Here is a 23257-nt window from a genome sequence, read left to right as displayed (position 1 = left end):
TTATTGTGGTTGATGTGCCGCTTTCAATAAATCGTTTACCGTTTTTACTGGATTAAAAGTAATCAAAGGAACAGCGACAAAAATAGTAAGCCAATTTGCCATTGAACCATTCCATAGACCTGGCAATTCATAATTTTTAACCGATTTTCCATCAACACTTTTTTCCACAATAAAACCTGCTTCTTGATCTACATATTTTAGCAGATTAAATTTTTCGTCTTTATAGTTTTTTATACCACAAACCAAATCTACCGGATTAAAATGTGTTGCCTCGGCTAAAATTTTCTTTTGTTTCTTATCTTCCAAATCAACTTGAGAAGTCTCTACAATCTGAAGCGATTTTATCCCTTTTTTGTTCATTACCCAAAAAGGCCCACCACCTGGTTCTCCTTCATTTTTAACCATTCCACAAACACGAATTGGCCTATCTAAAAGCTCTTTCAGTTTACTTATTTTATTTTCAAAAGTAAATTTATTGAAATCAGCAGTCATTTCAACACTAAAACTCTTTTCTAAAAAAAGAAGTATTTCTTCAATATTATCTTCTTTAATTTTCTCTTGATCAATTAATCTTAAATATTCAAAAACGTTTTGCTGCATCTCAACCAAAACGCCTGCCAAAGCTTTCTTATACAATGTAATTTGATCAATATGATTCTGGATTACATTATCTATATTTTTTATAAAAATTACATCAGCATCTAGATTATTTAAATTTTCGATCAAAGCACCATGTCCTCCTGGCCTGAAAACCAAGTTGTCGTTCTTATCTTTTACTAGCTTATTTTTTATATCAATTGTGATAGAATCTGTGCTTTTACTTTGATAAGAATATCCAATATCAATCTTGATACCTGAAGGTTTTTCTATTTTCTCTTTAATTTCATCAACTGCTATTTCAAATAAGCTTTGATGTATTTCCGAAACTGTAAAATGCAAATTTGACACATTTTTTGATGACGCATAATGTACGCACTCATTCAAATGTTCTTCAATCGGATTGGCAATGTGCGTATCATATTGATGAAATGGCAAAACAGCTTTGGGTTTGTTCGCTGAATTAAAATATTCTGGAGACAGGAGTAATTTTATAAAATAGTAATTTTTATAATCTCTTTCTAAAGTCTCAAATTCAGGATAAATTTCTCTTAATTTTTTATCTACCGTTTCAAAGAAGGGAAACTTCTCCATACCAACAATAAAAATAGCAAGTTCTTTATCGTTTTTTCTGTTTATGTATGCATTTATGGTTTCTTTTGTAATATCAAAATCATTCAGAAATGCTATTAAGAATTTGTACATTCTTGTTGCCGCGCCAGATGCTGGAACAAATTTTTTAATTTTAAATTTATCCTTTTGTTGATCAAAAAACAACGCTTTCTGCTGAAATTCATTCTCCGACAAATTTAAAATCCCATCACTGATTGTAGCCGGTCTAATTAAATTACTTTTTGCAATTCCTTTTTTAAAACTTTTTAACTGTTTTAGAATAGCATCAAAAGAAATACCTCTATTGTATATCTGCACAAAATCATTCGATGAGAAATCATTTTCTTTAGCAATAGTCAAATTCTCAATAATGGCTGTTGCTTTTTCCAATCTCGTTTCTTTATTACCAGATAAGATTATAAAGGGCTTTTTTGTATCTATTAAAGTTTGTTTAAAAGCAGAAAAAACAGTTTCTCTTCCTTCGGGAGTATCTCGAATATCGTCTTTTTCCCACGGAACATCAATATCGGTCAAGAAAAACAAATCGTATTCATGCTTTAATGCCGCTTCATTCAAAAGCGGGTCGCAAAAACCATAATACATTTCAGAGAATACTTTAGTCACCATTAAGTTGGTGTCGCAAAACAAGTATCTATTTGCATTTGCAAGCTTTTCGTTTTCTAATGCAGTCTGTCCATAAGCTATTGGCAACATATCATCTGCGACGCAAATATGCTGATTTTCTTCCCATTTTTCTTGCAAATAGTCACGTGCAAACTCAGGAACCCATTCTGTTTCGTAGTAATCGGCAAGCTGTTTTGCTAAGGTTGTTTTCCCTGTACTTTCAGGTCCAAACAAAGCAATTTTTATGATATTTGTTTTTTGCTGTCTAAGATCTTTCTCCATTCTAAATAAGCTGAAATAGCCAAAATTGTAAAAATTATATACTGAAGTGACAGCATCCCTAAGCCACGATAAGCATAAAGAGGCACAACAATAATATCACCAATAATCCAAAGTGTCCAGTTTTCTATTTTTTTTCTGGCCATGTACCACATTCCAGCAAAAAATATCCCAGACGAAATCATATCGACATAATTGTCTTTATGAATTTCATAGTCAAAATATTTATAAATCCCGAAAACTACAAAAACGGTCACAATAAACAGTAAGATTCCGATTATTTTTTCCTTAAAACTTGTACGGGTAATCGGCAGATTGTCTTCAGCTGTTCCTCCTTTTGCCCACACATACCATCCATAAATACTCATTATTGAGAAATAAGCATTAATAATCATATCTCCTATATAACCAGCAACATAAAGCAAATAAACCGATATTACGGTAGCAATTAGCCCTGTTGGATATACCCAAATATTTTCTTTTTTAGCAAACCAAACGCTCAAAATTCCGCAAACAAATACTAAAAACTCTAAAGCAATATGCCATAGCGGTGCATTTTTATAACTTTCTAAAAAAAAATCTATCATCGGAAATGTGGTATTTGGCGTTTATTGTTCAAAAAAATGACTGTTGTTTTCAAAAGCAGTTCCAATAACAACCAAATCTGCACCAGCCTTATATGCTTTCTGAATTCCGTGCAAATCTACAATTCCTCCACCAACAATAACAGGAATTTTAATATTTTGAGAAATCATCTCAATCATTTCTGTCGGAACGGACTGTTTTGCCCCACTTCCGGCTTCTAAATAAATCAGTTGATTTCCTAACATTTCTCCTGCCTGTGCCGTCGCCAAGACTAAATCAAGATTTTCGCGGCTTAAGGGTTTTGTTTTACTTACACGAGCAACAGCGGTTTCGTTACCGCTTTCTATCAAAATATAACCAGTAGAAATAACTTCTAAATTTGTTTTCTTAAGAATTGGAGCAGCCTGAACTTGATATTCAATTAAATAATCGGGATTTCGTCCAGACAATAAAGACAGAAACAAAATACCATCTGCATTTGGTGAAATCTGCGAAGGATCTCCAGGAAACAAAATAACAGGTAGATTCGTTTCTTGTTTTAATGCCGCAATTAATTCCTCTAAAATATTGTTCTTAACAATACTTCCTCCCACAAAAATATGAGTTGCTGGAGACTGATTAATTTTATCAATTAAATGATTTAAATTTTCCAGTACAATTTTATCAGGATCCAAAAGCACTGCCAGTAGCTTTTGACCGTTGCTTTTAGCTTCTAAAATCTGTTGTCTAATAGTGAGTAATTGTTCTTGCATACCAAGGTGTAAAAGTAAAAGTTTTTTAATGCCAAAGAACTATTTTGAATAAATTATATTTGTTCTACGTCTTTTGATAACATAAATAATACATTATGATTACAGTTGAATTACTAGAAAAGTATGGTGTTGCAAAAAAATCATTTGATAAAAATGACATTATTTTCGAAGAAGGAAATCTGCCATTGCACTATTATCAGATTATTTCGGGTGAAATAAAAATGAGTAATTATAATGATGACGGACGCGAATTTATTCAGGGTATATTTTATAACGGACAGTCTTTTGGCGAACCTCCTTTATTCTTAAATCAAAAATATCCAGCAAATGCTATTGCTGTAGAAAAAGCGGCAGTTTTCATTCTTCCAAAAGAAAACTTTATGAAGCTTTTAGAAGAAAACCCAAAAGTCAGCATTAAAGTAATCGAAAATCTTGCACAGCGATTGTATTACAAATCGGTTATGGCAGCCGAAATTTCTACACACGAACCCGAACATCGCGTACTGAAGCTAATAGATCACGGTATTGCCTATTTCAATTTTCAGAAAGACAAAAATGGATATCTGATTAACTTTACAAGACAACAAATTGGAGATTTGACCGGTTTACGTGTAGAAACAGTCATTAGAGCCATAAAAGCATTGGAGAAAAAAGGCGAATTGAAGATTATTAACCGAAAAGTATACAGATAAAAAAAATCCCATTTTATGATTTTAATCATAAAATGCAGCACTATTGTAGGCGTAATTTTGTTGGTATAAAAAACTGAATACCATGACACTATATCAAACAACATTCGACATTTTCAATAGAAACTATATGGGCTCTGCTGCAATGGCAGTTATTGGACAAAGCTGTTTAGGAGGCGCTGCAGCTATGTATGTTTTAGCCAACGGAACTTCAATTCCGCAAATGATTCAGCTAGGCATTATTGTTTTAGCTTGTGTTTTTGCAAACACCTCTATCTTGGCACAAATGAAACATAAAGTAGTTTTCAACCTTATAATGCTAAGTGCATTTTTAAGTTTGTTCTTTATACTTTTAAATAGTTTAATTCTATGAGAAAACAAATAGACAATAGAGCTGATGTTTCCTTTTTGGTTCATCAGTTTTATGCTAAAATAAGAGCCGATAAAGAAATCGGCTTTTATTTTAATGAAATGATTTCGGATTGGGATGCTCATCTTGAAAAACTAACTGATTTTTGGGAAACCAATCTATTTGGTGTTCGCAAATACAAAGGAAATCCTCATGCGGTCCATAATGAAGTTGATGCTCATTTTGACGAAAAAATCACAACAAACGAATTCGGAATCTGGTTGAATCATTGGTTTCAAACTATTGATGAACATTTTGAAGGCGAAAATCCCGAAACATTAAAAAGACGCGCTCGAAAAATGAGCACTTTTTTATACATGAGCATGTTTCAGCACCGTCAAAAAGAAAGTGAAGTTTAAACTGAAAACTGTCTACTGAGACTGAGACTAAAATCTATTTCTCAAAAGCATAAACCAAAGTAAACTTACCCTCAAAATTATCTGATTGGACTTCTTGATAATGTACTTCAAAATCCTTGATCAGATTATCAAAATGAAGACTTGCCTGCGTTTGGGTTTCTCCTAAAGAAAAGTTGCTCACCTTAATATGATCTTTAAAACTGATTCCTTTTTCATTTCTGATTTTAAAGATCGCCTCTTTGGCTCCCCAGATTACGGTAAGTTTTTTTATGTATTCTTCTATAGATGAAGGATCTAAATAATTACTTTCAAAGTCTGTGAATTTATCTGCAATTCTCTGGATTTTTTCTCGCTGCAATTCCATGTCAATTCCAACCTTTTCTTTGCTTATAATTATCGCCGCAAAATGGTACGAATGTGTAATTGAGATATGATTATCACAATCAAAATAGGGTTTTCCGAATTCATCATAATGCAAATCTTTATCTGTAAAACCCATTTCCTGAATCAGCATACGAACACTTAAAAAAGCACGCTGATGAAGTTGAGATTTCATTCCGTCCAATCTCTTTTGTGTTTTTTCTTTTAGCACCACTTTACTCAATAACTCTTCGAGAGATTCTGTGATTTCCCAAATTAAAATTTTAGTCGTTTCATTGAATTGTATGGTCTGAAATAAAGGCATTACTTTTTAATTGTAGATTATGAATGGTGAATTACTTTCTTGATTACTATAAACCATATAAGTCATTTAAGAAGATATAACTGCTGGTTCAAAAAATGTATTAGTAAATATAAGCAATTTGCAACAAAGGTAATAGTTTCAGAATCTTTTTTAAAATGAACTTATATTACTTATATGGTTTAAAACGATTAAGAAACTAACATTCTAGAGATTAAGAAATTAAAGATTTCACAAATCTGTCAGAAATTAGTAAAAATAAAAAGCTATTCCTTAAATTTGCAAAAAAATTACAATTCTACAAATATAATATAAATGAGTACAACGACTACGCCTTACGTGGCTTTCAAAGTAAAAGACATTTCTCTAGCGGCTTGGGGAAGAAAAGAAATTGAACTAGCTGAAGCTGAAATGCCAGGTTTAATGGCACTTCGCGCTGAATACAAAGACGAACAACCATTAAAAGGTGCTCGTATTGCTGGATGTTTACACATGACGATTCAAACTGCTGTTTTAATCGAAACTTTAATTGCTCTTGGTGCAGAAGTTACTTGGTCTTCTTGTAACATTTTCTCTACTCAAGATCAGGCTGCTGCTGCTATTGCTGCTGCTGGAATTTCAGTTTACGCTTGGAAAGGTCTTGACGAAGAATCATTTGACTGGTGTATTGAGCAGACTTTATTCTTTGGTGAAGAAAGAAAACCATTAAACATGATTTTGGATGATGGTGGAGATTTGACTAACATGGTTATTGATCGTTACCCAGAATTAGTTGCTGGAATTAAAGGTCTTTCTGAAGAAACTACAACTGGTGTTCACAGACTTTACGAAAGAGTAAAAGCTGGAACTCTTCCAATGCCTGCAATCAACATTAACGACTCTGTTACTAAATCTAAATTTGATAACAAATACGGATGTAAAGAATCTGCTGTAGATGCTGTACGCCGTGCAACTGACTTAATGTTAGCTGGAAAAAGAGTTGTTGTTTGTGGATATGGTGACGTTGGAAAAGGAACTGCTGCTTCTTTTAGAGGTGCTGGTTCTATTGTAACAGTTACTGAAATCGATCCAATCTGTGCTTTACAAGCTGCAATGGACGGTTATGAAGTTAAAAAATTAAACACTGTAATTGCTAATGCTGATATCATCATTACAACTACAGGAAATAAAGATATCGTTCTTGGAGAGCACTTTGAGCAAATGAAAGACAAAACTGTTGTTTGTAACATCGGTCACTTCGATAACGAAATCGACATGGCTTGGTTAAACAAAAACCACGGTGCATCTAAAATCGAAATCAAACCTCAGGTTGACAAATACAACATCAACGGAAAAGATATCATCATCTTGGCTGAAGGTCGTTTGGTAAACCTTGGTTGTGCTACAGGTCACCCAAGTTTTGTAATGAGTAACTCATTTACAAACCAAACTTTGGCACAAATCGAATTATGGAACAACAGCGCAGCTTACAAAAACGAAGTTTACATGTTACCAAAACATTTAGATGAAAAAGTTGCTGCTTTACACTTGGCTAAATTAGGTGTTGAACTTGAAGTTCTAAGAGAAGATCAAGCTGCTTACATTGGTGTTGAAGTTCAAGGACCATTTAAACCAGAATACTACAGATACTAACATATTTTAGATTGAAGATTTCTGATTTTAGATTTCTTTAATTACATATTCAACCCGACAGTTTTTTAAACTTGTCGGGTTTTTTATTTTTCAAATTAATCATAAATTAAAATAATTTATGATATTTTTGTAAGAAAAATAATCTAAATAAAATTTTATGATATCTACAAAAAATTTACAATTAATGCCAAACAAAGATGATCTACAAAGAATATGCAAAGCAATTTCTGTATTAGATGCGATCTTTTGCGATGAATGGGAATTCAGATACTACTCTTATAATTCAAAATGGGCAGAAGGTGAAGAATTTTGTGAGATGAGAGATGGTAGTGGAGACCATATGCTGATTCTTTTTCTTAAAAACAATTGTATAATAAATGGGCTTGCAAAAGAATATTGTTCACAAGTTGCATCCAAAGAAGATCTAACATTAGGAATGCCTGAAATATATAATGATTTTATATTTGGAGAACCTGTATCATCAAGAGGAACAGACTTCTGTTTATGGACGAATAATGGTGGAGAATGGGAAGTAGGAAATATTAGAATGAATGATGATGGATCAGAAGAGCTTTTAAATATTTTTGATGGAAATCCTGAAACCTATATTAATTGGGCATATGAATATTTTTTTGATTACACCCAAGATGAAGATGAGGAAGAAGATGATTATAAAGCAAAACCAACCTCATTTGAACCAGTATTCGAAATTTATCAAGAAAAAAAACTAACTAAAGAAATGGTCTTATTGCTTGATAAAAATTTTGATGATTGGAAAAGACTTGAGGAAGATCTCAAGGAAATAAATTATCATTATGATTTTAATTAGATTCTAAATACTTATTTCAAACCCGACAGGTTTTTAAAAACTTTTCGGGTTTTCTGTTTTTATGCTTCAGTAAAAAACATTTCTCTCAAAAAATTGTACTTTTATAAATATCTGCTTACTTTTAATAACCAGAATAAGAATCTATTTATCAAATACTTAAATAGTAAAAAATTGAAAAAAACATCTTATTTATTCGTCTTCTTATTTTTACTAAGTCTCCCACAAATTATTTTTTCTCAAGAAAAAAAGCCTAAAGTTGTCTTAGTATTAAGCGGTGGCGGTGCAAAAGGAATTGCACATATTCCTCTTTTACAAAAATTAGATTCTCTTCACATCGTTCCAGACCTTATTGTTGGAAACAGTATGGGAAGCATTATAGGCGGTTTATATGCAATGGGATATTCTGGTGACAGCATAGAAAAAATTACCAAAGATATTTATTGGGATAAACTCTTAGGCGGAGGACAGGCGCTTCGATCTGTAAGTGCCGAAGAAAAAAGAGAATTTCAACGGTATTTAGTCGGAATAGGTGTTAAAGACGGGAAACTTAACAGCATTGGTTCTCTGTTAAACGATCAAAATCTAAGAGAATACCTTTCTGAATTAACTTTCCCTGTATACAATGTTAAAGATTTTGACAGTCTTCCGATTCCTTTTAGAGCCATGGCTACAGACTTGGTAGAAGGAAAAGAAGTTATTATAAGCAAAGGAAGTTTATCTTATGCTATGCGCGCCAGTATGTCGCTACCCGCTATCTTCAAGCCAATGCCTTACGGAAAAACGGTTTTGGTAGACGGCGGAGTATTGAATAATTTTCCAACAGATGTTGCTAAACAAATGGGTGCCGACATTATTATTGGAAGTGACGTTGGAGGCGGAATGGAACCTGTAGATAAGCTAAATAATCTTATGACCATATTAATGCAGACCAGTATGTTTCCGAGCAACATTAAAAATCCTGCAAATCGTGATTTATGCACTATATTGGTTGATCATCTACCCAATCTCCGTTTCTCAACAGCCGATTTTGCCGATAGTAACGAAATTTATAAGGATGGAAAAATAGCAACAAATCAAAATCTCCCAGCTTTAATTGCTCTTTCAGAAAAATTAAAAGGATTTCAGCAGCGAACGCATAAATTGCCTGATATGCCAAATGATTTTGTTCTAGACACGATTGTTTATAAAAAAATAAGCCCTGAAAATATGCCATTGGTTGTCGGAAGAGCCAATCTTAAAACTCATGTAAAATATACTACCAAAGATTTAATCGCAGGCATTAACAGAGCAATGGGAACCAATCTTTTTGATGAGATTACATATAGTTATTTCCAAGACGGTGATAAATTAGGCATTACATTGTTTGGTTTTGAACGTGCCAAAAATCAACTAAATACATCTGTGCATTATGATACGTATAGAGGTGTTGGAATCATTTTTAACTACACCGGAAGAAACGTCTTGGCTGATGCTTCCCGACTTTTAATAACTGCCGATATTGCCGAACAGCCAAAAGCCAGAATCAATTATCAGAAAAATTTTGGAGGCCATAGAGAATGGTGGTGGGCAACTGAAGCCTATGGAGCTTTCCTGCGTCAAGAAATCTATATAAATGGTAAAGCATCAGACAATATACTCTACAATACTTTTGAACTCAACAATGAGGTAAACAGAAATATAAATTCTCTTAAAAGCTATGTAGGTTTTGGCCTAAACTATAGCTACACGAATCTAAAACCAAAATATGACAGAGAATACAACCCTAATTCTGTGAGCATTAACAGCTACAACTTTAACAACATCGAATTCAACCTACATTATTCTTATAATGACATGGATAGAGTTTTCTTTGCCACAAACGGAACCATTATAAAATCAAACATAGCACGGTCATTTCTTACCGATCTTAATGCCGCATTTTCCGATCCGGACTTAACACGTGTTTCGGGTTCAACAAATGGCTACACCAAATTTGGTTTAACCTACGAAAAGAGATTGCCCATAAAAAAGAAAATTACAGGAATCGTAGGGTTTGATTCTTATTTTATTTTTCAGGATAAACTTAAACATGACGATATTCCATTTTCAGGATTTGGTTATGCTGCAAAATATTTCATTGGCGGCATCATACCTAGTTCTGGCAGCAATCGCTTCTCCTTTGCTGGACTCCACGAAGACGAACTTAATGTCACACAATATTTGGGTCTCCGACTTGCGTCTCAAATCAATCTAATCGGAAAAATTTATCTTACTCCACATTTCAATCTTGCCTCTGTCGGTTTTGATAGTTTTAACGACTATTTAAAACATGCCTTCAATCCAAAAGGAAAGTGGGACGACAATATCGAGACAAGCCTCGTAATATCGGGAGGCGCCGCAATTTCCTATCAATCCATTTTAGGTCCAATTCATTTTGATACTTCATGGATCAACAATATCGACAAAGTGCGATTATTTTTTAGCGTTGGATTATCTCTTAATCCTTAAATGAAAAACCTAACGCTGAAACTTGAAACCTGAAACTTGAACAAAAAAATAATCTGGGCGTGCCACCATCCCGATAAGAGGGCAAAAATACTTTCTGCTAATTCGCCCTCTTATCAGGATGCTGTCGGGCTATCCGTGCTACTTTGGTAGCCTACTTCTATCCCTCACGCTCACGTAGATCATGAACAATTTAATTTAACAAGACATTTACAAGGTTTTTAATTTATAGCTTTAAATTTGAACTTAAAGCTTTTTAAAATTCAAAAAATGATCGAAAAAATTTCCTGCGACATACACGGCTCAAAAGAAATGTCTTTTACCTGCATTCATATCGCAACTGCGATAGATTCAAAAAATCAAGTTGGATTTTTCTATTCAGAAACCGAGGAAGATCTTCCGCAAATTGCTTGGTGCGGTTCCTGCGAACAATATCTTTTGGATAATGGAGAAGATTGGACCGATGCTTTTGAAACCTTAGCCGATTTTAAAATGTTATGTTCCGATTGTTTTGAAGAAGCAAAAAACAACGAAACAGAAGTTCATATCCGATAAATACTTTTCTATGAAAAAGCCCCTTATCCTATTCCTATTCTTTCTCTTTAATTCTTTAGCATTTGCTCAAAGCAATGACATCTGGACTGCATTTCACAACAAAGACACCACGTTAACAGGGTTTAAAGACAAAAACGGAGTTATAAAAATAGAACCCAAGTTTAGTGGTTTTACCATTGCGCGCAAATTTGAAAATATAATTGCTGTTACTGAAGAAGAAAACGGCAAATGGAACAGCTATTATTTAACCAAACAAGGAAAGATTGTCGGGCGAGATAGCCTGTATGTATTTGATAATGGTCCAGACTGCGAAAACGAAGGTTTTATAAGATTTACAGATCGTAAAACTGATAAAATGGGAGTATTTAATGCTGAAGGAAAAATTGCAATTCCAGCAGAATACAGTGCCTTAACCAAAGTAAGAAACGGAATGATTACGGCTTTGAAAGACGCCAAAAAACAACAAGATGGAGAACACTTTTTCTTGACAGGAGGAAAAGAATTTTTAATCGATATTAACAACAAAGTCCTGATTGAAAATTTCTCTTATAATGACAAATTGAATTTTTACTCTTTAGAGAAGTCAAAAGAACCTAGCAAAGATCCAACAAGAGACAGTTTTCTTGGAGTTGATGGACAATATTATTCTTTCATAAATTTTGATAAAGAGTTTAAATATTGGTTAGAAAATACTCTCCTTAAGGATTTATCCAAAGCCAATTTAGAAAAACACACCTTCGCCAAAATCACTTATTGGAAAGAACCAGACGGCTGGATAAATGCTTCGAAAACCAAATTCATAAATCAAAATTATACGTATTTAAAACTAAAACTTCAGGAGCTTAAAAATCCAAAAACAGATTACTTTATTTCTTCTGGCGGATTAAATCAGTTTATTTTTGAAACAAGCGAATACGACATTTATTTCAACCATTGTAATGAATCTAAAGATTGGATTTATCCGACAATGGATATTGTTATCAACCCAAAAAAGCAAACCGATCGCGGGCAAGATCATTTTGAATTTCTAAGAACAGAAAACGGATATAAGTTGATCAGTGTTTCTTCTAGAACAGATAATCTTAAATAATTTTCAGCTTTAAAGTTTAACTTTGTAAAAAAGTGAACTATGAAAAATTTTATATTTTTAGGCCTTGCCATAATCTTCGAAATTATTGCTACTTCAGCATTAAAAAAGTCTGAAGAATTTACTAAACTAATTCCAAGCATCATCACCATTATTGGTTATTGCGGTGCATTTTACTTTTTAAGTTTTGCCATCAGAACCATTCCCGTTGGTTTTGCTTACGCCATTTGGTCTGGAGTCGGAATTGTTTTAATTACTGCAATTGGTGCTATTTTCTTTAAAGAAATTCCAGATTTGCCAGCAATAATTGGTCTTGCATTAATTGTAATTGGCGTAATTGTAATTAATGTTTTTTCTAAAACTACGGCGCATTAAATCAAAAAAACAGTATTTTTGATAGTATCAAATGATACTATCATGAAACCTCCTTACGATATTACGCCCATCATATTAAAACTGGTAAGTTCCATATCTGAAAAGATCGGAGCACTGAACGCTGTTTATCTTGATAAGCATTCTCCAAAACTACGAAAGCAAAACAGGATTAAAACAATACATTCTTCATTACAAATTGAAGGCAACACTTTAACAGAAGAACAAATTACAGCTTTAATTGAAAATAAGAGAGTAATTGGCCCTCAAAAAGACGTTTTAGAAGTTTTAAATGCAATTAAAGTTTATGAAGATTTAGAAAAATATAAGTCCACTTCTCCTCAAAGCTTTTTAAATGCCCATCACTCATTAATGAAAGATCTAATTCTTGATGCTGGAAAGTACCGAAAACAAGGAGTTGGAATTGTAAAAGGAACCGAAGTCGCCCATATAGCTCCTCCTCACGAAAATGTTCCTTTTTTAATGAATGATTTATTTGAATATTTAAAAAACAAAGATGAACTAACCTTAATAAAAAGCTGTGTCTTTCACTATGAAATGGAATTTATTCATCCTTTTTTAGACGGAAACGGCAGAATGGGAAGATTATGGCAAACGGTTATTCTAATGGAGGAATATCCTGTTTTTGAATTTTTGCCTTTTGAAACATTGATAAGTAAAACGCAAGACAGTTATTATAAGTCTCTAGCCATGAGTGATAGCAGCGGTAAATCAACCCATTTTATCGAGTATATGTTAGATGTGATAAATAAATCATTGGCAAATCTCCTTAATTACGATAACAGAACAATAAAAGACATTGACCGATTAGAGTATTTTTATTCTCTAGGAATTAAGGAATTTACCCGAAAAGATTATATGCATGTTTTTAAGGATATTTCTGCAGCTACTGCAAGCCGAGATTTAAAAAAAGGATTGTCACTAAAACTTTTTGATATTACTGGAAATCAGAGTACTGCCAAATACACCTTAATTAACCCTTAGCCTCCTTTCAGTTAAAAAAATATAAATATGAACATTCGAAAAGCTACAATCTCAGATCTTCCCGAAATGCAGGAGTTATTTGTCCAGACCATTCAATCTGTTTGCAAAAACGACTACAATGCAGAACAAATTGAAGCTTGGACTTATGGGGTAAATAATAAAGAGCGCTGGCTTGAAGTAATTGAAAAACAATACGTTTTACTAGCGGTAATTGAAAACAAAATTGCAGGTTTCGCAACTTTAAAAGACGAAAATTATATTGATTTTTTCTACATTCATAAAGATTTTCAACGACAAGGAATTGCAGATAAACTTTTAGCCGAATTAGAACTTGAAGCTCAAAAACAGCATTCAAAAATGATAACTTCGGATATTAGCATTACTGCCAAACCTTTTTTTGAAAAGAAAGGATTTGTTGCAAAAGCTGAGCAAAAAAACATACGCTTAAATATTGAACTGATCAATTACAAAATGGAGAAGCAATTAAAACAATAAAAGTCTAGCGAAATAAATCTCTCGCAAAGACGCAGAGTCGCAAAGTTTTATTTTTTAAGTTTATAATCTTTGTAGAATTACTTTGAGATCCTTCGACTTCGCTCAGGAAGACAAAATTGAGAAAAATCTTTGCTACTCTGCGTCTTTGCGAGATTAAAAATATTGCAAACTTTGGCGTAAACCTTAGCGCTCCTTGCGGTTAAAAAAACTCAGCGTCTTCGCGTCTTTGCGAGAAAAAAAACTTTGCGTACTTTGCGTAAACCTTAGCGCTCCTTGCGGTAAAAAAACTCAGCAAGTTTCGGATTTTATACCTTCTAAAACCAATCGATATTTGTATTATAAAATGGAAAGAAGATGAACACACAGGAAACCATAAATTATAATCGTATCGCTGAAGCTATAGATTATATCAAAGCTAATTTTAAAGAGCAGCCCAATCTAGATGAGGTTGCAGAAAAAGTGCATTTGAGCCCATTTCACTTTCAGAGACTTTTTAGTGAATGGGCAGGAACAAGTCCGAAGAAGTTTTTACAATATACCAGTATCGAACACGCTAAAAAGTTACTTAAAGAAAATCAAGCCACAATATCTGAAACTGCTTTTGAAACTGGCCTTTCAGGAACCAGCCGTCTTCATGATTTATTTGTAAATATCGAAGGAATGACTCCGGCCGAATATAAAAACGGAGGAAAAAATCTTGAAATAAATTACAGTTTTGCCGAAAGTCCATTTGGGAATATTATTGTTGCGTCTACTCAAAAAGGCGTTTGTTTTATGGCTTTCGCCGAAGATGAAATAACCGGATTTATTGCGTTGAAAGATAAATTCCCGAATGCTCAATTTTCGAAAAAACTGGATTTATTGCAGCAAAATGCCTTATTCATTTTTCAAAACGATTGGAGCAAATTATCTGAAATCAAACTGCATTTAAAAGGAACCGATTTTCAATTGAAAGTTTGGGAAACTTTACTAAAAATCCCAATGGGACAGCTTTCTACATATGGAACTATTGCGCATCAAATTCAAAAACCAAATGCATCACGAGCAGTTGGAACAGCAATTGGAAGTAATCCTGTAGCGTTTTTAATTCCCTGTCACCGCGTAATTCAATCTTCGGGAACATTTGGTGGCTATATGTGGGGAAATACACGAAAAACAGCCATTATTGGCTGGGAAGGTGCTCAAATAAATCCATGAAAACAAAATTCCAAATTTCGAATCCCAAATTCCAAATTTCAATGATTAATCTTCATTGAAAATTTCATAAAATCTAATTGCTATGCAAAATACACAATCAAAAATCGCTTCCCAAGATTGGGAAAGCATCACCGAATCTATGCACGAAAACGGCTTTGCCATTATTCCAAAAGTACTTAATGACGAACAATGCGCAAATTTAAAATTCGATTATGACAATCCGAATTTATATCGAAAAACAGTTGTTATGGAACGTTATAGATTTGGTTTAGGCGAATACAAATATTTCAATTATCCGTTGCCTAGTTTAATTCAAGATCTTCGTTCATCAATTTATCCTAAACTGGCTCCGATTGCTAATTCTTGGATGAAAGCGTTGAACATCAATACCGTTTTTCCTAACAAACACGAAGAATTATTGAAACAATGTCACGACAATAATCAGCTGAAAGCGACGGTTCTAATTTTAAAGTATGGAAAAAGCGGATTCAATACTTTACATCAGGATTTATATGGAGATGTATTTTTTCCTATTCAAATTGTGCTTTTTCTAAACGAACCTGATGAAGATTTTACTGGCGGTGAATTTGTGCTGACGCAACAAACTCCGCGAGCACAATCGAAAGCGATTGTCTTAAAACCTAAAAAGGGAGATATTCTCGTTTTTACAACTAATTTCAGACCTGTAAAAGGTACAAAAGGCTATTATCGCGTGAATATGAAACATGGAGTAAGCGAAGTTCATTCTGGCGAAAGATACACGTTGGGAATTATTTTTCATGATGCGTTAAATTAAGGTGCAAGGGTACAGAGGCGCAAAGGTGCAAAGGTTTCAAAACAATGCATATCTGTAGAGACGCACCACAGTGCGTCTACGTAACGCAAATCTGCAAAGGCATTTTTCTCACAGATACCGCAGATTTAAACAGATTTTAATCCTAATATTTTTTTTAATCTGTGGCAAATTAAAAACCAATCTTTGCGTAGACGCACTGCAGTGCGCCTCTACAGAATAAAAATGCGATAAAACTATGACTGAACACAATAAAATTTCAGATTCAGATCTTCGAAATAAAATTAAAAATGCGGAAATTTGTTTCGGCGGCAATCAAAAATTAAAAATCTACGGAACGCTCAAATGTTCTTCGGGAAAAAGAATGAAACGAGAAAATCGTGTTTTCTTTTTATCTGAAAATGACGCCAAACAAAATGGTTTCAGGCCGTGCGGGCATTGTATGAAATCGGAATATCAAAAATGGAAAAATGGACTTATTTAATCCTCAAACAGACGAAACAACTAATCTGCTTCCGAAAGATGGAACGGTGAATTATTATGGAAAATGCTTCTCCAGACAGGAAGCCGATTTCTATCGCGATGTCTTATTAAATACAATTGAATGGAAAAATGACGAAGCGGTGATCTTCGGAAAATTAATTTTGACCAAAAGAAAAGTAGCTTGGTACGGCGATCAGGAATTTGAATATACATATTCCAATACTACCAAAAAAGCGTTGCCTTGGACTCCTGAACTTTTAAAGTTAAAGAAAATCATTGAAGAGAAAACGGGAGAAACTTTCAATTCTTGCTTACTAAATTTATATCATACTGGCGAAGAAGGAATGGCTTGGCACAGCGATGCCGAGAAGGATTTAAAAAAAAATGGCGCAATCGGATCGGTAAGTTTTGGTGCCGAACGTAAATTTGCCTTCAAACATAAAGAAACCAAAGAAACTATTTCTCTAATTCTGGAACACGGAAGTTTATTGGTTATGAAAGATGAAACACAAACACATTGGTTACATCGATTACCTCCAACAAAAACAACCCAAAAACCTCGAGTAAATTTAACTTTTAGAACTATTGTGAGATAAAATGTTACTTCTTTTTTGTAGCAACATTTTCATACGAACGTATTAAGGCATCTTCAAACATTTCGGGTCTCACTCTTGAAAGTTCAACAATAGTCCAGCCTTGTGCTCCCCATTTATTCGGGATTGGATAAAAAATCTTTTCGCTCGAAGCACAAAAAACGGATTGGTCGATTTCGTTTAGTTTTAAAACGGCGCGATTATTTTTTTCGTCAAAAGTGGCAAAAATCTTCTTTTTGCTTCGAAAGGAAGTTTTCTCAAAATGGGGCTCTTCGGTAGCATCTGGAAATGACATTGCTAATTTCCTAAATTCTTCAATTGAAATCATATCGGCTTTTTTAGTTAGACCTAACAGGTTTTAAAAACCTGTTAGGTCTTCGTTATGTAAAATTTACCACCCTTGATTCAGTCCGTTTTTAAGCACCTCATCGTATTTTTCTTTATCGAAAGAATATAAGTTTGGAGCTTTATGTGCGACGTTACTTTTCTTTTCGTCCAATTTGTTAAGGATTCCTATATTGGTGATTTTACGTAAAAAGTTTCGCCGGTCTAATTTTTTATCCAAAATTGTTTCGTACAATTTTTGCAGTTCTGGAATGGTAAATTTCTCTGGCAATAAATTGTAACCCACTGGCATTAAATTTAATTCTGTACGTAAAGTGTCTAAGGCTTTATCCAAAATTTCCTTATGATCTAGAATAAGCTCGGGAACTTCTTTATGATCAATCCATTCCACTATTTCATATCTGCCTGTTGGGTTAGGAAGAATTTTAGAAAAATCCACCAAAGCATAATATCCAATTGTAACAAAACGGCGCGTTAGCCATTTTCCTTTTTCTTCTTCAATTTGGAGATATTCCAAGGTTTTTTTATCAAAATGCTGATGGTTGCGATTTACTTTTCCAAAGGTTGCAAATTGCCTTAAAAATACTCCATCAACACCTGTTCTGCCATTCAATACCGTGATTGCAGCCGTATCAATATCTTGATCTACAGGAATAAAACCGCCGGGCAAAGACCATTTATTGGCTCGTTCCACTTTAATCAATAAAACTTTTAACTGATTGTCATGAAAACCAAAAATGACACAGTCTATAGAAAGTCCTGGTTGATAATTTTCGTTATTATCTATAATGTCTTTTAACATCAGATGGGTATAAATTCTTCTTTTAATAACGCTGCAATTTACTTCATTTTTATAAAATGCAAATATGTTATAGAAACAAAGCGCTGACTTTCATTAAAACAGAAGTGTTGAAACTACAATTTTAACGAAAATTTAAAATCAAATTTAAAAAAAATAAGTACATTGCGTCATAATAACACATTAATGATTTTAATTGTTAAAATTAGAATCAAATTCAAAGAAAAATAATACAAGCTGTTTCCATTTTTCTTCAAGTGAGCGTAGAAATTTAAATGCAGAAGTTATGATTACCAATCCTTTAAAAGACATCAATAAAAAAATTAGATCCAGAATCTGGTCTTCATTCGGATTTGTTTCGAAAACATATCTTCTGGAAGAATCTCTAAAATATAGCGAAGAACAGGAGAGAATTTTCAATGAAATGATTGTCGAAACTGATGCAAAAGACAAAAAAGCAAAGAGAGAAGCTTATGAAAAAGCTTTGTATGCATCTTACAAAGGAATTGGCGCAATGGATTTTATAAATACCGTTTTAAAATAAATACCTACACATTTTTATAATTTATAATTTATAATGCTGGCCTCACTTCGGTGAGGTTTTTTATTATAAATTTTACAATAAAATGAAAGAAAATGGTCATTTATTAGTTATTTTAGCCGTTTTAAAAGTAAGAATATACCCCTATAGACCGAATACATGGAAAACATCATTGAATCAGAAAGTTACAAAATTCAAAAACCAGAAAACTGGGCCCCTACAATTAATGACGATCAACTTATCGACTATATAAAAGAATCCGATTTCTCAAACAAACAAGTTGAAGAAGGTCGTGATTTCTGCTACTTCTTAGATAAAATCTACTACACAAGCGATACCGAAAACAGCGAATATGCTTGCGTTGCCTATACACTTAACGAGCCTTCAAATCTTGAAAACGCTTCGGTAAAAGATGTTGTTGTAGAAGAAAATGAAACTTATCTGATACACAGAATTAGCGTGCTGAGAGATGGTGTTTTGATTGATAAAATTCCTGATACTAAAATTAAAGTTTTAGATAGTGAAAATCAGAGTGAAGGCGGCATTTTAAGCAGTAACAAAAAAGTAAATATTACGATTAAAGATTTACGCCTTTATGATGTTTTAATTACTGAAGATTCGCGTACCAAGGTTTTTACTGATCGCGATTTTATGCGAAAAGAATTTCTTAAGTATGTGTACGTAACACCAAGTACTTACTGGGCTTATGGCAAATACAAGTTTTCTTTTATCAATGACAGAAAGGAACCAATTACATACAAAAAAACATTCTTTAGAGATGAAGAAGGAAATGTTTTGGAACCAGAAATTAATTTCTTGAAAAAAGGAGAAAAATTTGTAATCGAAAAAGAAGATTATATTAACTCTTTTGATTCAAACCGAGAAATTGCTCCTTTTATTGATTTTGCAACAGATCGTAACTGGGGTGACTTATCAAATTACATTTCTCCGCTTTACGAAGACATATACAGTAAAGCTTCTTTAACAGAATTTGCTCCAAAACTTGTAGAAAAATTGGATGCCATTGCAGATCAAGACGAAAAATTACAATTTGCAATTGATTACGTGCAGAACCATGTTTACTATATTTATAATGCGGATGAAATGAATGGCCATAAACCGCAAGAGCCATCAGTAACGTATGAAAATAAACAGGGAGATTGCAAGGCAAAGTCGGTTTTACTGAAAGTGGTTTTAGATTATATCAATGTTGATGCTTCTGTAGTTTTGGTTAATTTCAATTCAGATCTTTACATTAAATATTACCTTCCGTCATTATTGACTTTTAATCACGTTATTGTAAAAATCAATTACAAAGGCGAAACTTATTTTGTTGATGCTACTTCAAGAGACGAATTTGGGTTAATTGAAAATCGCGGCTACATCTATTTTATGCATTATTTGGAAGTAAAACCAAATCAGGAATTGCAGATTAAGGAGCCTTACAGATTTCCTTATTATGGAATAACTGAAAAAGCAGATTTTAGTGCTCAAAATAATATAGGAACGCTAAAATTGGTTTCGACTTACAAAGGAGGTCGTGCCAATTATATGCGTAAATATTTCAAAAACACAAACAAAAGAGAGATCATTGACAGCTGGAATAATTTCTTGTTCTATGCTTTAAATTATTCTAATGATCGAAACGGAACGGATATCAGAACCATTTTTAAAGATGCGACGATTGAACTTGTAAGTGATGATAAAAAACTAAATGAATTTACGATTCAGTATAATGCTACAGTCGAAAATCCGTATTTTATAGATGCCGAAAAGAATCGCTTTCTAATGTATTTTGATCGCAATGTGGTTAAAAATGCTGCACGCGACTTTATGCACACGGATCTTTTGTTTTGGCATAATTTTGATAACGAGAAGTACGAAATCAATTTAACAACAGATCAAAAAATCGATACTCAGGAAAAATATACAATTCAGGAAAGTACGATCACAAATCCTTATTTTGATTTTACAAGCCGTAAAAAAGTAACCAAACATGGTGCTTCTATAGTTGTTGATTATAAACCGTTGATCAACTTAGAAATTCCAAGTGAAGATTTTGAAGATTTTAGAAATGCTCATCATGAAATTGCCGACAGTAATTATGGAGTTGGAATTGACATTATCGAACAAGGTTTAATGAACATGCTGAAATATAGTTTTAAAAAACGATTAAAATAATTTCGATATAAAAAAACGGGGCTCAAAAAGAAGCCCCGTTTTTCATTTAGTTTACTAATTCAAAATCAGATCTTAATTTAATATCTGCTGATGAAGTTCCGATCATAACTTCAAAATCTCCTGGTTCAGCAACCCATTCTACTTTATCATTATAGAAAGAAAGTTTCTCTTTGTCAATTGTAAATTCGATTGTTTTAGATTCTCCTGCATTTAATTTCACTTTCTGGAAATCTCTTAATTCTAAAACGGGTCTTACAACAGATCCAAATTTATCTTTCAAATACAATTGAGCGACTTCTTCTCCAGCTACTTTTCCGCTATTTTTTAATTGGAAAGAAACTTTAATCGTTTCATTGCTTTTTATTTTAGTTGAAGATAATTTTAAACCTGAATAATCAAACGTTGTATAGCTCAAACCATATCCAAAAGGATATTTTGGAGAGTTTTTCAAGTCGATATAAGCCGAAACATAGTTTGTTGCGTTTTCGTCTTTAGCAGGTCTTCCTGTGCTGAAGTGATTGTAGTAAATTGGAATCTGCCCTACTTCTCTTGGAAAAGTCATTGGCAATTTTCCAGACGGATTGTAGTCTCCAAACAAAACATTTGCAATAGCATTTCCAGCTTCAGTTCCTAACCACCAAGTGTATAAAATTGCTGGAACATTATCTGCAGTCCAGTTGAAAACCAAAGGTCTTCCAGCATTTATTAAAACTACAACTGGTTTTCCTGTTGCCATAACTGCTTTTACTAAATCTTCTTGAACTCCTGGCAAATTCAAGTCGCTTCTACTTTTGGCTTCACCGCTCATGTCGCGTCTTTCACCAATACTCAAAATCACAACATCGGCTTGTTTAGCTGTCGCAACCGCTTCTGCAAAACCATCTTTGTTTGTTCCTTCTATTTCACAACCTTTTGCATACAATAATTTGGTGTTTTTGCCCACTTTATTTTGCAATCCATCCCATTGCGAAACGATCCATTTATTGTAATCAACTTCTGGAAGTTCTACAGACCAGAATCCCATGTTTTCTTTATATTCTTTTACCATTGGGCCAATAAAAGCAATGGTTTTAGCATTTTTTGAAATTGGCAAAGTTTGGTTTTCGTTCTTTAATAAAACGATACTTTTTTCAGCCATTTCTCTAGCTGCTTTTCTGTGTTCTGGATTGTTTAATGCTTTTTCAGCACGTTTTTCGTCTGAGTATCTGTAAGGGTCATCAAATAATCCTAATTCGAATTTCTTGCGAAGAATACGTTTTACAGCATCATCAATTAAATCAATAGAAACTCTGCCTTCTTTTACTAACTCTGCTAAATGCTTACGGTATGCATTACTTTCCATATCCATGTCGCTTCCTGCAGTAATCGCTGAATAAGCGGCTTCTTTAAGATCTTTAGAATAACCATGAGCTACCATTTCTCCAATTGATCCCCAGTCTGAAACTACGAAACCTTGAAAGTTCCATTTCCCTTTTAAGATATCTCTTTGCAAATGCGCATTTCCAGTTGCTGGAATTCCGTTAATATCATTAAATGAATTCATAAATGTTGCAGCTCCTGCATCTAAAGCCGCTTTAAATGGCGGTAAATAGGTTTCCCATAACATTCTTTCGCTCATGTCTACAGAGTTGTAATCTCTTCCTCCAACTCCTGCTCCATAAGCCGCGAAATGTTTTACACAGGCCATAACAGAGTTTAAGTCTCCCAGTTTGTTTCCTTGAAAACCTTTTACTCTTGCGTAAGCAATTTTAGAACCTAAGTAAGTATCTTCTCCCGCGCCTTCCATTACACGTCCCCAGCGAGGATCACGACCAATATCTACCATTGGAGCAAACGTCCAATGAATTCCGCTTGCTGCTGCTTCTGTTGCCGCCACTCTTGCGCCCAATTCGATTGCTGCTAAATCCCAACTTGCCGCTTCTGCTAACGGAAGAGGAAAAGTCATTTTGTAACCGTGAATAACGTCTTGGCCAAACAACAGCGGAATTTTAAGTCTTGACTGCATCGCCAATTCCTGATATCCTCTTGTATATTTTGTTCCGATAACATTTAGCATCGAACCAATTAAACCTTGTTTGATTTCGTTTTGTTTGTTCGGATTAATTGTAATTGGTCCTGTTGCCTGATTGTCGCCAGTGTACTGATTTAGCTGACCAATTTTTTCTTCAATTGTCATTTTTTTCAACAGATCATTGACTTTCTGATCTATTGACTGCTGCTGTGCCGTCGCAAAAAGCGAGAGCATAAACAGTGTAATTGTAATTGCTTTTTTCATAGT

The 23257-nt window shown here is 33.6% G+C and carries 24 protein-coding genes; 17 read left to right on the top strand and 7 right to left on the bottom strand.

What is annotated here, in order from left to right; translation table 11 throughout:
- From ACFO3N_RS05825 to ACFO3N_RS05815, 3 genes are read right to left on the bottom strand one after another with little or no spacing between them, the layout of a single operon-like run.
- Complete coding sequence (locus ACFO3N_RS05825; RefSeq protein ID WP_379795997.1) at positions 1–2115, bottom strand: DUF4301 family protein; 2115 nt, start codon at positions 2113–2115, stop codon at positions 1–3.
- Entirely contained in the window at positions 2076–2699 is a 624-nt protein-coding gene (pnuC, locus tag ACFO3N_RS05820; protein WP_379795995.1) for a nicotinamide riboside transporter PnuC, read from the bottom strand. The genes ACFO3N_RS05825 and pnuC overlap by 40 nt, the downstream gene beginning before the upstream one ends.
- 21 nt (positions 2700–2720) lie before the next feature.
- The gene (locus ACFO3N_RS05815; protein ID WP_379795993.1) at positions 2721–3449 is read right to left on the bottom strand and encodes a phosphoglycerol geranylgeranyltransferase; all 729 of its coding nucleotides are present in this window, start codon (positions 3447–3449) and stop codon (positions 2721–2723) included.
- 95 nt (positions 3450–3544) lie between these two features.
- Here ACFO3N_RS05815 and ACFO3N_RS05810 point away from each other — a divergent pair, with 95 nt between their 5' ends.
- The 3 genes from ACFO3N_RS05810 to ACFO3N_RS05800 all read left to right on the top strand — a co-directional run bounded on the left by ACFO3N_RS05810 (position 3545) and on the right by ACFO3N_RS05800 (position 4906).
- Complete coding sequence (locus ACFO3N_RS05810) at positions 3545–4141, top strand: Crp/Fnr family transcriptional regulator (RefSeq protein ID WP_379795991.1); 597 nt, start codon at positions 3545–3547, stop codon at positions 4139–4141.
- A gap of 82 nt (positions 4142–4223) precedes the next feature.
- Positions 4224–4511 (top strand): hypothetical protein, encoded by a 288-nt coding sequence (locus ACFO3N_RS05805; protein ID WP_095927983.1) that lies wholly within the window; start codon positions 4224–4226, stop codon positions 4509–4511.
- The gene (locus ACFO3N_RS05800) at positions 4508–4906 is read left to right on the top strand and encodes a group III truncated hemoglobin (protein ID WP_379795989.1); all 399 of its coding nucleotides are present in this window, start codon (positions 4508–4510) and stop codon (positions 4904–4906) included. The genes ACFO3N_RS05805 and ACFO3N_RS05800 overlap by 4 nt, the downstream gene beginning before the upstream one ends.
- A 34-nt stretch (positions 4907–4940) precedes the next feature.
- On the opposite strand, the gene ACFO3N_RS05795 is transcribed toward ACFO3N_RS05800, so the two are convergent.
- Positions 4941–5591, bottom strand: coding sequence for a 4'-phosphopantetheinyl transferase family protein (locus ACFO3N_RS05795; protein WP_379795987.1), 651 nt, complete (start codon positions 5589–5591; stop codon positions 4941–4943).
- A gap of 312 nt (positions 5592–5903) precedes the next feature.
- On the opposite strand from ACFO3N_RS05795, the gene ahcY reads away from it, so the two are divergent.
- From ahcY to ACFO3N_RS05735, 12 genes are all read left to right on the top strand, one after another.
- The gene (ahcY, locus tag ACFO3N_RS05790; RefSeq protein WP_012023655.1) at positions 5904–7220 is read left to right on the top strand and encodes an adenosylhomocysteinase; all 1317 of its coding nucleotides are present in this window, start codon (positions 5904–5906) and stop codon (positions 7218–7220) included.
- Between the two features lie 157 nt (positions 7221–7377).
- Positions 7378–8049, top strand: coding sequence for a hypothetical protein (locus ACFO3N_RS05785; protein ID WP_379795985.1), 672 nt, complete (start codon positions 7378–7380; stop codon positions 8047–8049).
- Positions 8050–8220: 171 nt separating this feature from the next.
- The gene (locus ACFO3N_RS05780) at positions 8221–10536 is read left to right on the top strand and encodes a patatin-like phospholipase family protein (RefSeq protein WP_379795983.1); all 2316 of its coding nucleotides are present in this window, start codon (positions 8221–8223) and stop codon (positions 10534–10536) included.
- Between the two features lie 267 nt (positions 10537–10803).
- The gene (locus ACFO3N_RS05775; protein WP_379795981.1) at positions 10804–11088 is read left to right on the top strand and encodes a hypothetical protein; all 285 of its coding nucleotides are present in this window, start codon (positions 10804–10806) and stop codon (positions 11086–11088) included.
- A gap of 10 nt (positions 11089–11098) precedes the next feature.
- Positions 11099–12178, top strand: a complete 1080-nt coding sequence (locus ACFO3N_RS05770; protein WP_379795979.1) for a hypothetical protein — start codon at positions 11099–11101, stop codon at positions 12176–12178.
- Between the two features lie 39 nt (positions 12179–12217).
- Entirely contained in the window at positions 12218–12550 is a 333-nt protein-coding gene (locus ACFO3N_RS05765; protein WP_379795977.1) for a DMT family transporter, read from the top strand.
- A gap of 42 nt (positions 12551–12592) precedes the next feature.
- Positions 12593–13552 carry a Fic family protein gene (locus tag ACFO3N_RS05760; RefSeq protein WP_379796466.1) on the top strand — a complete coding sequence of 320 codons (960 nt, stop codon included), beginning with the start codon at positions 12593–12595 and terminating at the stop codon, positions 13550–13552.
- 27 nt (positions 13553–13579) lie between these two features.
- Positions 13580–14047 (top strand): GNAT family N-acetyltransferase, encoded by a 468-nt coding sequence (locus ACFO3N_RS05755; protein ID WP_379795975.1) that lies wholly within the window; start codon positions 13580–13582, stop codon positions 14045–14047.
- A gap of 354 nt (positions 14048–14401) precedes the next feature.
- Positions 14402–15244: a bifunctional helix-turn-helix domain-containing protein/methylated-DNA--[protein]-cysteine S-methyltransferase gene (locus tag ACFO3N_RS05750; RefSeq protein WP_379795973.1), complete on the top strand. Its 843-nt coding sequence runs from the start codon at positions 14402–14404 to the stop codon at positions 15242–15244.
- An 82-nt stretch (positions 15245–15326) separates the two neighbouring features.
- Positions 15327–16040 (top strand): 2OG-Fe(II) oxygenase, encoded by a 714-nt coding sequence (locus tag ACFO3N_RS05745; protein WP_379795971.1) that lies wholly within the window; start codon positions 15327–15329, stop codon positions 16038–16040.
- A 235-nt stretch (positions 16041–16275) separates the two neighbouring features.
- The gene (locus ACFO3N_RS05740) at positions 16276–16521 is read left to right on the top strand and encodes an Ada metal-binding domain-containing protein (protein ID WP_379795969.1); all 246 of its coding nucleotides are present in this window, start codon (positions 16276–16278) and stop codon (positions 16519–16521) included.
- On the top strand, positions 16508–17116 hold the full coding sequence (locus tag ACFO3N_RS05735) for an alpha-ketoglutarate-dependent dioxygenase AlkB family protein (RefSeq protein WP_379795967.1): 609 nt from the start codon (positions 16508–16510) through the stop codon (positions 17114–17116). Before ACFO3N_RS05740 ends, ACFO3N_RS05735 begins: the two co-directional genes overlap by 14 nt.
- 4 nt (positions 17117–17120) lie before the next feature.
- Here the strand turns inward: ACFO3N_RS05735 and ACFO3N_RS05730 are convergent, their stop codons facing one another.
- Both ACFO3N_RS05730 and ACFO3N_RS05725 read right to left on the bottom strand, forming a co-directional pair.
- Complete coding sequence (locus ACFO3N_RS05730; protein ID WP_379795965.1) at positions 17121–17441, bottom strand: MmcQ/YjbR family DNA-binding protein; 321 nt, start codon at positions 17439–17441, stop codon at positions 17121–17123.
- Between the two features lie 63 nt (positions 17442–17504).
- Positions 17505–18260 carry an NUDIX hydrolase gene (locus tag ACFO3N_RS05725; RefSeq protein ID WP_379795963.1) on the bottom strand — a complete coding sequence of 252 codons (756 nt, stop codon included), beginning with the start codon at positions 18258–18260 and terminating at the stop codon, positions 17505–17507.
- Positions 18261–18543: 283 nt separating this feature from the next.
- Between ACFO3N_RS05725 and ACFO3N_RS05720 the strand changes: the two genes are divergently transcribed.
- Positions 18544–18801 carry a hypothetical protein gene (locus ACFO3N_RS05720; protein WP_379795961.1) on the top strand — a complete coding sequence of 86 codons (258 nt, stop codon included), beginning with the start codon at positions 18544–18546 and terminating at the stop codon, positions 18799–18801.
- 156 nt (positions 18802–18957) lie between these two features.
- Positions 18958–20979, top strand: coding sequence for a hypothetical protein (locus ACFO3N_RS05715; RefSeq protein ID WP_379795959.1), 2022 nt, complete (start codon positions 18958–18960; stop codon positions 20977–20979).
- A gap of 46 nt (positions 20980–21025) precedes the next feature.
- Here the strand turns inward: ACFO3N_RS05715 and ACFO3N_RS05710 are convergent, their stop codons facing one another.
- Positions 21026–23254 carry a glycoside hydrolase family 3 N-terminal domain-containing protein gene (locus ACFO3N_RS05710; protein WP_379795957.1) on the bottom strand — a complete coding sequence of 743 codons (2229 nt, stop codon included), beginning with the start codon at positions 23252–23254 and terminating at the stop codon, positions 21026–21028.
- Positions 23255–23257: the final 3 nt, after the last annotated feature.

It is taken from the genome of Flavobacterium chungangensis, assembly GCF_042654045.1.
Lineage (GTDB): Bacteria > Bacteroidota > Bacteroidia > Flavobacteriales > Flavobacteriaceae > Flavobacterium > Flavobacterium chungangensis.
This window is presented reverse-complemented; position numbering and strand designations above follow the sequence as displayed.

Bases quoted from the DNA above. Each gene is read 5' to 3' on its own strand.
- ACFO3N_RS05730 (WP_379795965.1), bottom strand. From the start codon at position 17,441: ATGATTTCAATTGAAGAATTTAGGAAATTAGCAATGTCATTTCCAGAT.
- ACFO3N_RS05795 (WP_379795987.1), bottom strand. From the start codon at position 5,591: ATGCCTTTATTTCAGACCATACAATTCAATGAAACGACTAAAATTTTA.
- ACFO3N_RS05785 (WP_379795985.1), top strand. From the start codon at position 7,378: ATGATATCTACAAAAAATTTACAATTAATGCCAAACAAAGATGATCTA.
- ACFO3N_RS05810 (WP_379795991.1), top strand. From the start codon at position 3,545: ATGATTACAGTTGAATTACTAGAAAAGTATGGTGTTGCAAAAAAATCA.
- ACFO3N_RS05760 (WP_379796466.1), top strand. From the start codon at position 12,593: ATGAAACCTCCTTACGATATTACGCCCATCATATTAAAACTGGTAAGT.
- ACFO3N_RS05755 (WP_379795975.1), top strand. From the start codon at position 13,580: ATGAACATTCGAAAAGCTACAATCTCAGATCTTCCCGAAATGCAGGAG.
- ACFO3N_RS05745 (WP_379795971.1), top strand. From the start codon at position 15,327: ATGCAAAATACACAATCAAAAATCGCTTCCCAAGATTGGGAAAGCATC.
- ACFO3N_RS05710 (WP_379795957.1), bottom strand. From the start codon at position 23,254: ATGAAAAAAGCAATTACAATTACACTGTTTATGCTCTCGCTTTTTGCG.
- ACFO3N_RS05740 (WP_379795969.1), top strand. From the start codon at position 16,276: ATGACTGAACACAATAAAATTTCAGATTCAGATCTTCGAAATAAAATT.
- ACFO3N_RS05715 (WP_379795959.1), top strand. From the start codon at position 18,958: ATGGAAAACATCATTGAATCAGAAAGTTACAAAATTCAAAAACCAGAA.
- ACFO3N_RS05770 (WP_379795979.1), top strand. From the start codon at position 11,099: ATGAAAAAGCCCCTTATCCTATTCCTATTCTTTCTCTTTAATTCTTTA.
- pnuC (WP_379795995.1), bottom strand. From the start codon at position 2,699: ATGATAGATTTTTTTTTAGAAAGTTATAAAAATGCACCGCTATGGCAT.
- ACFO3N_RS05775 (WP_379795981.1), top strand. From the start codon at position 10,804: ATGATCGAAAAAATTTCCTGCGACATACACGGCTCAAAAGAAATGTCT.
- ACFO3N_RS05765 (WP_379795977.1), top strand. From the start codon at position 12,218: ATGAAAAATTTTATATTTTTAGGCCTTGCCATAATCTTCGAAATTATT.
- ACFO3N_RS05720 (WP_379795961.1), top strand. From the start codon at position 18,544: ATGATTACCAATCCTTTAAAAGACATCAATAAAAAAATTAGATCCAGA.
- ACFO3N_RS05725 (WP_379795963.1), bottom strand. From the start codon at position 18,260: ATGTTAAAAGACATTATAGATAATAACGAAAATTATCAACCAGGACTT.
- ACFO3N_RS05815 (WP_379795993.1), bottom strand. From the start codon at position 3,449: ATGCAAGAACAATTACTCACTATTAGACAACAGATTTTAGAAGCTAAA.
- ACFO3N_RS05825 (WP_379795997.1), bottom strand. From the start codon at position 2,115: ATGGAGAAAGATCTTAGACAGCAAAAAACAAATATCATAAAAATTGCT.
- ACFO3N_RS05800 (WP_379795989.1), top strand. From the start codon at position 4,508: ATGAGAAAACAAATAGACAATAGAGCTGATGTTTCCTTTTTGGTTCAT.
- ACFO3N_RS05735 (WP_379795967.1), top strand. From the start codon at position 16,508: ATGGACTTATTTAATCCTCAAACAGACGAAACAACTAATCTGCTTCCG.
- ahcY (WP_012023655.1), top strand. From the start codon at position 5,904: ATGAGTACAACGACTACGCCTTACGTGGCTTTCAAAGTAAAAGACATT.
- ACFO3N_RS05805 (WP_095927983.1), top strand. From the start codon at position 4,224: ATGACACTATATCAAACAACATTCGACATTTTCAATAGAAACTATATG.
- ACFO3N_RS05750 (WP_379795973.1), top strand. From the start codon at position 14,402: ATGAACACACAGGAAACCATAAATTATAATCGTATCGCTGAAGCTATA.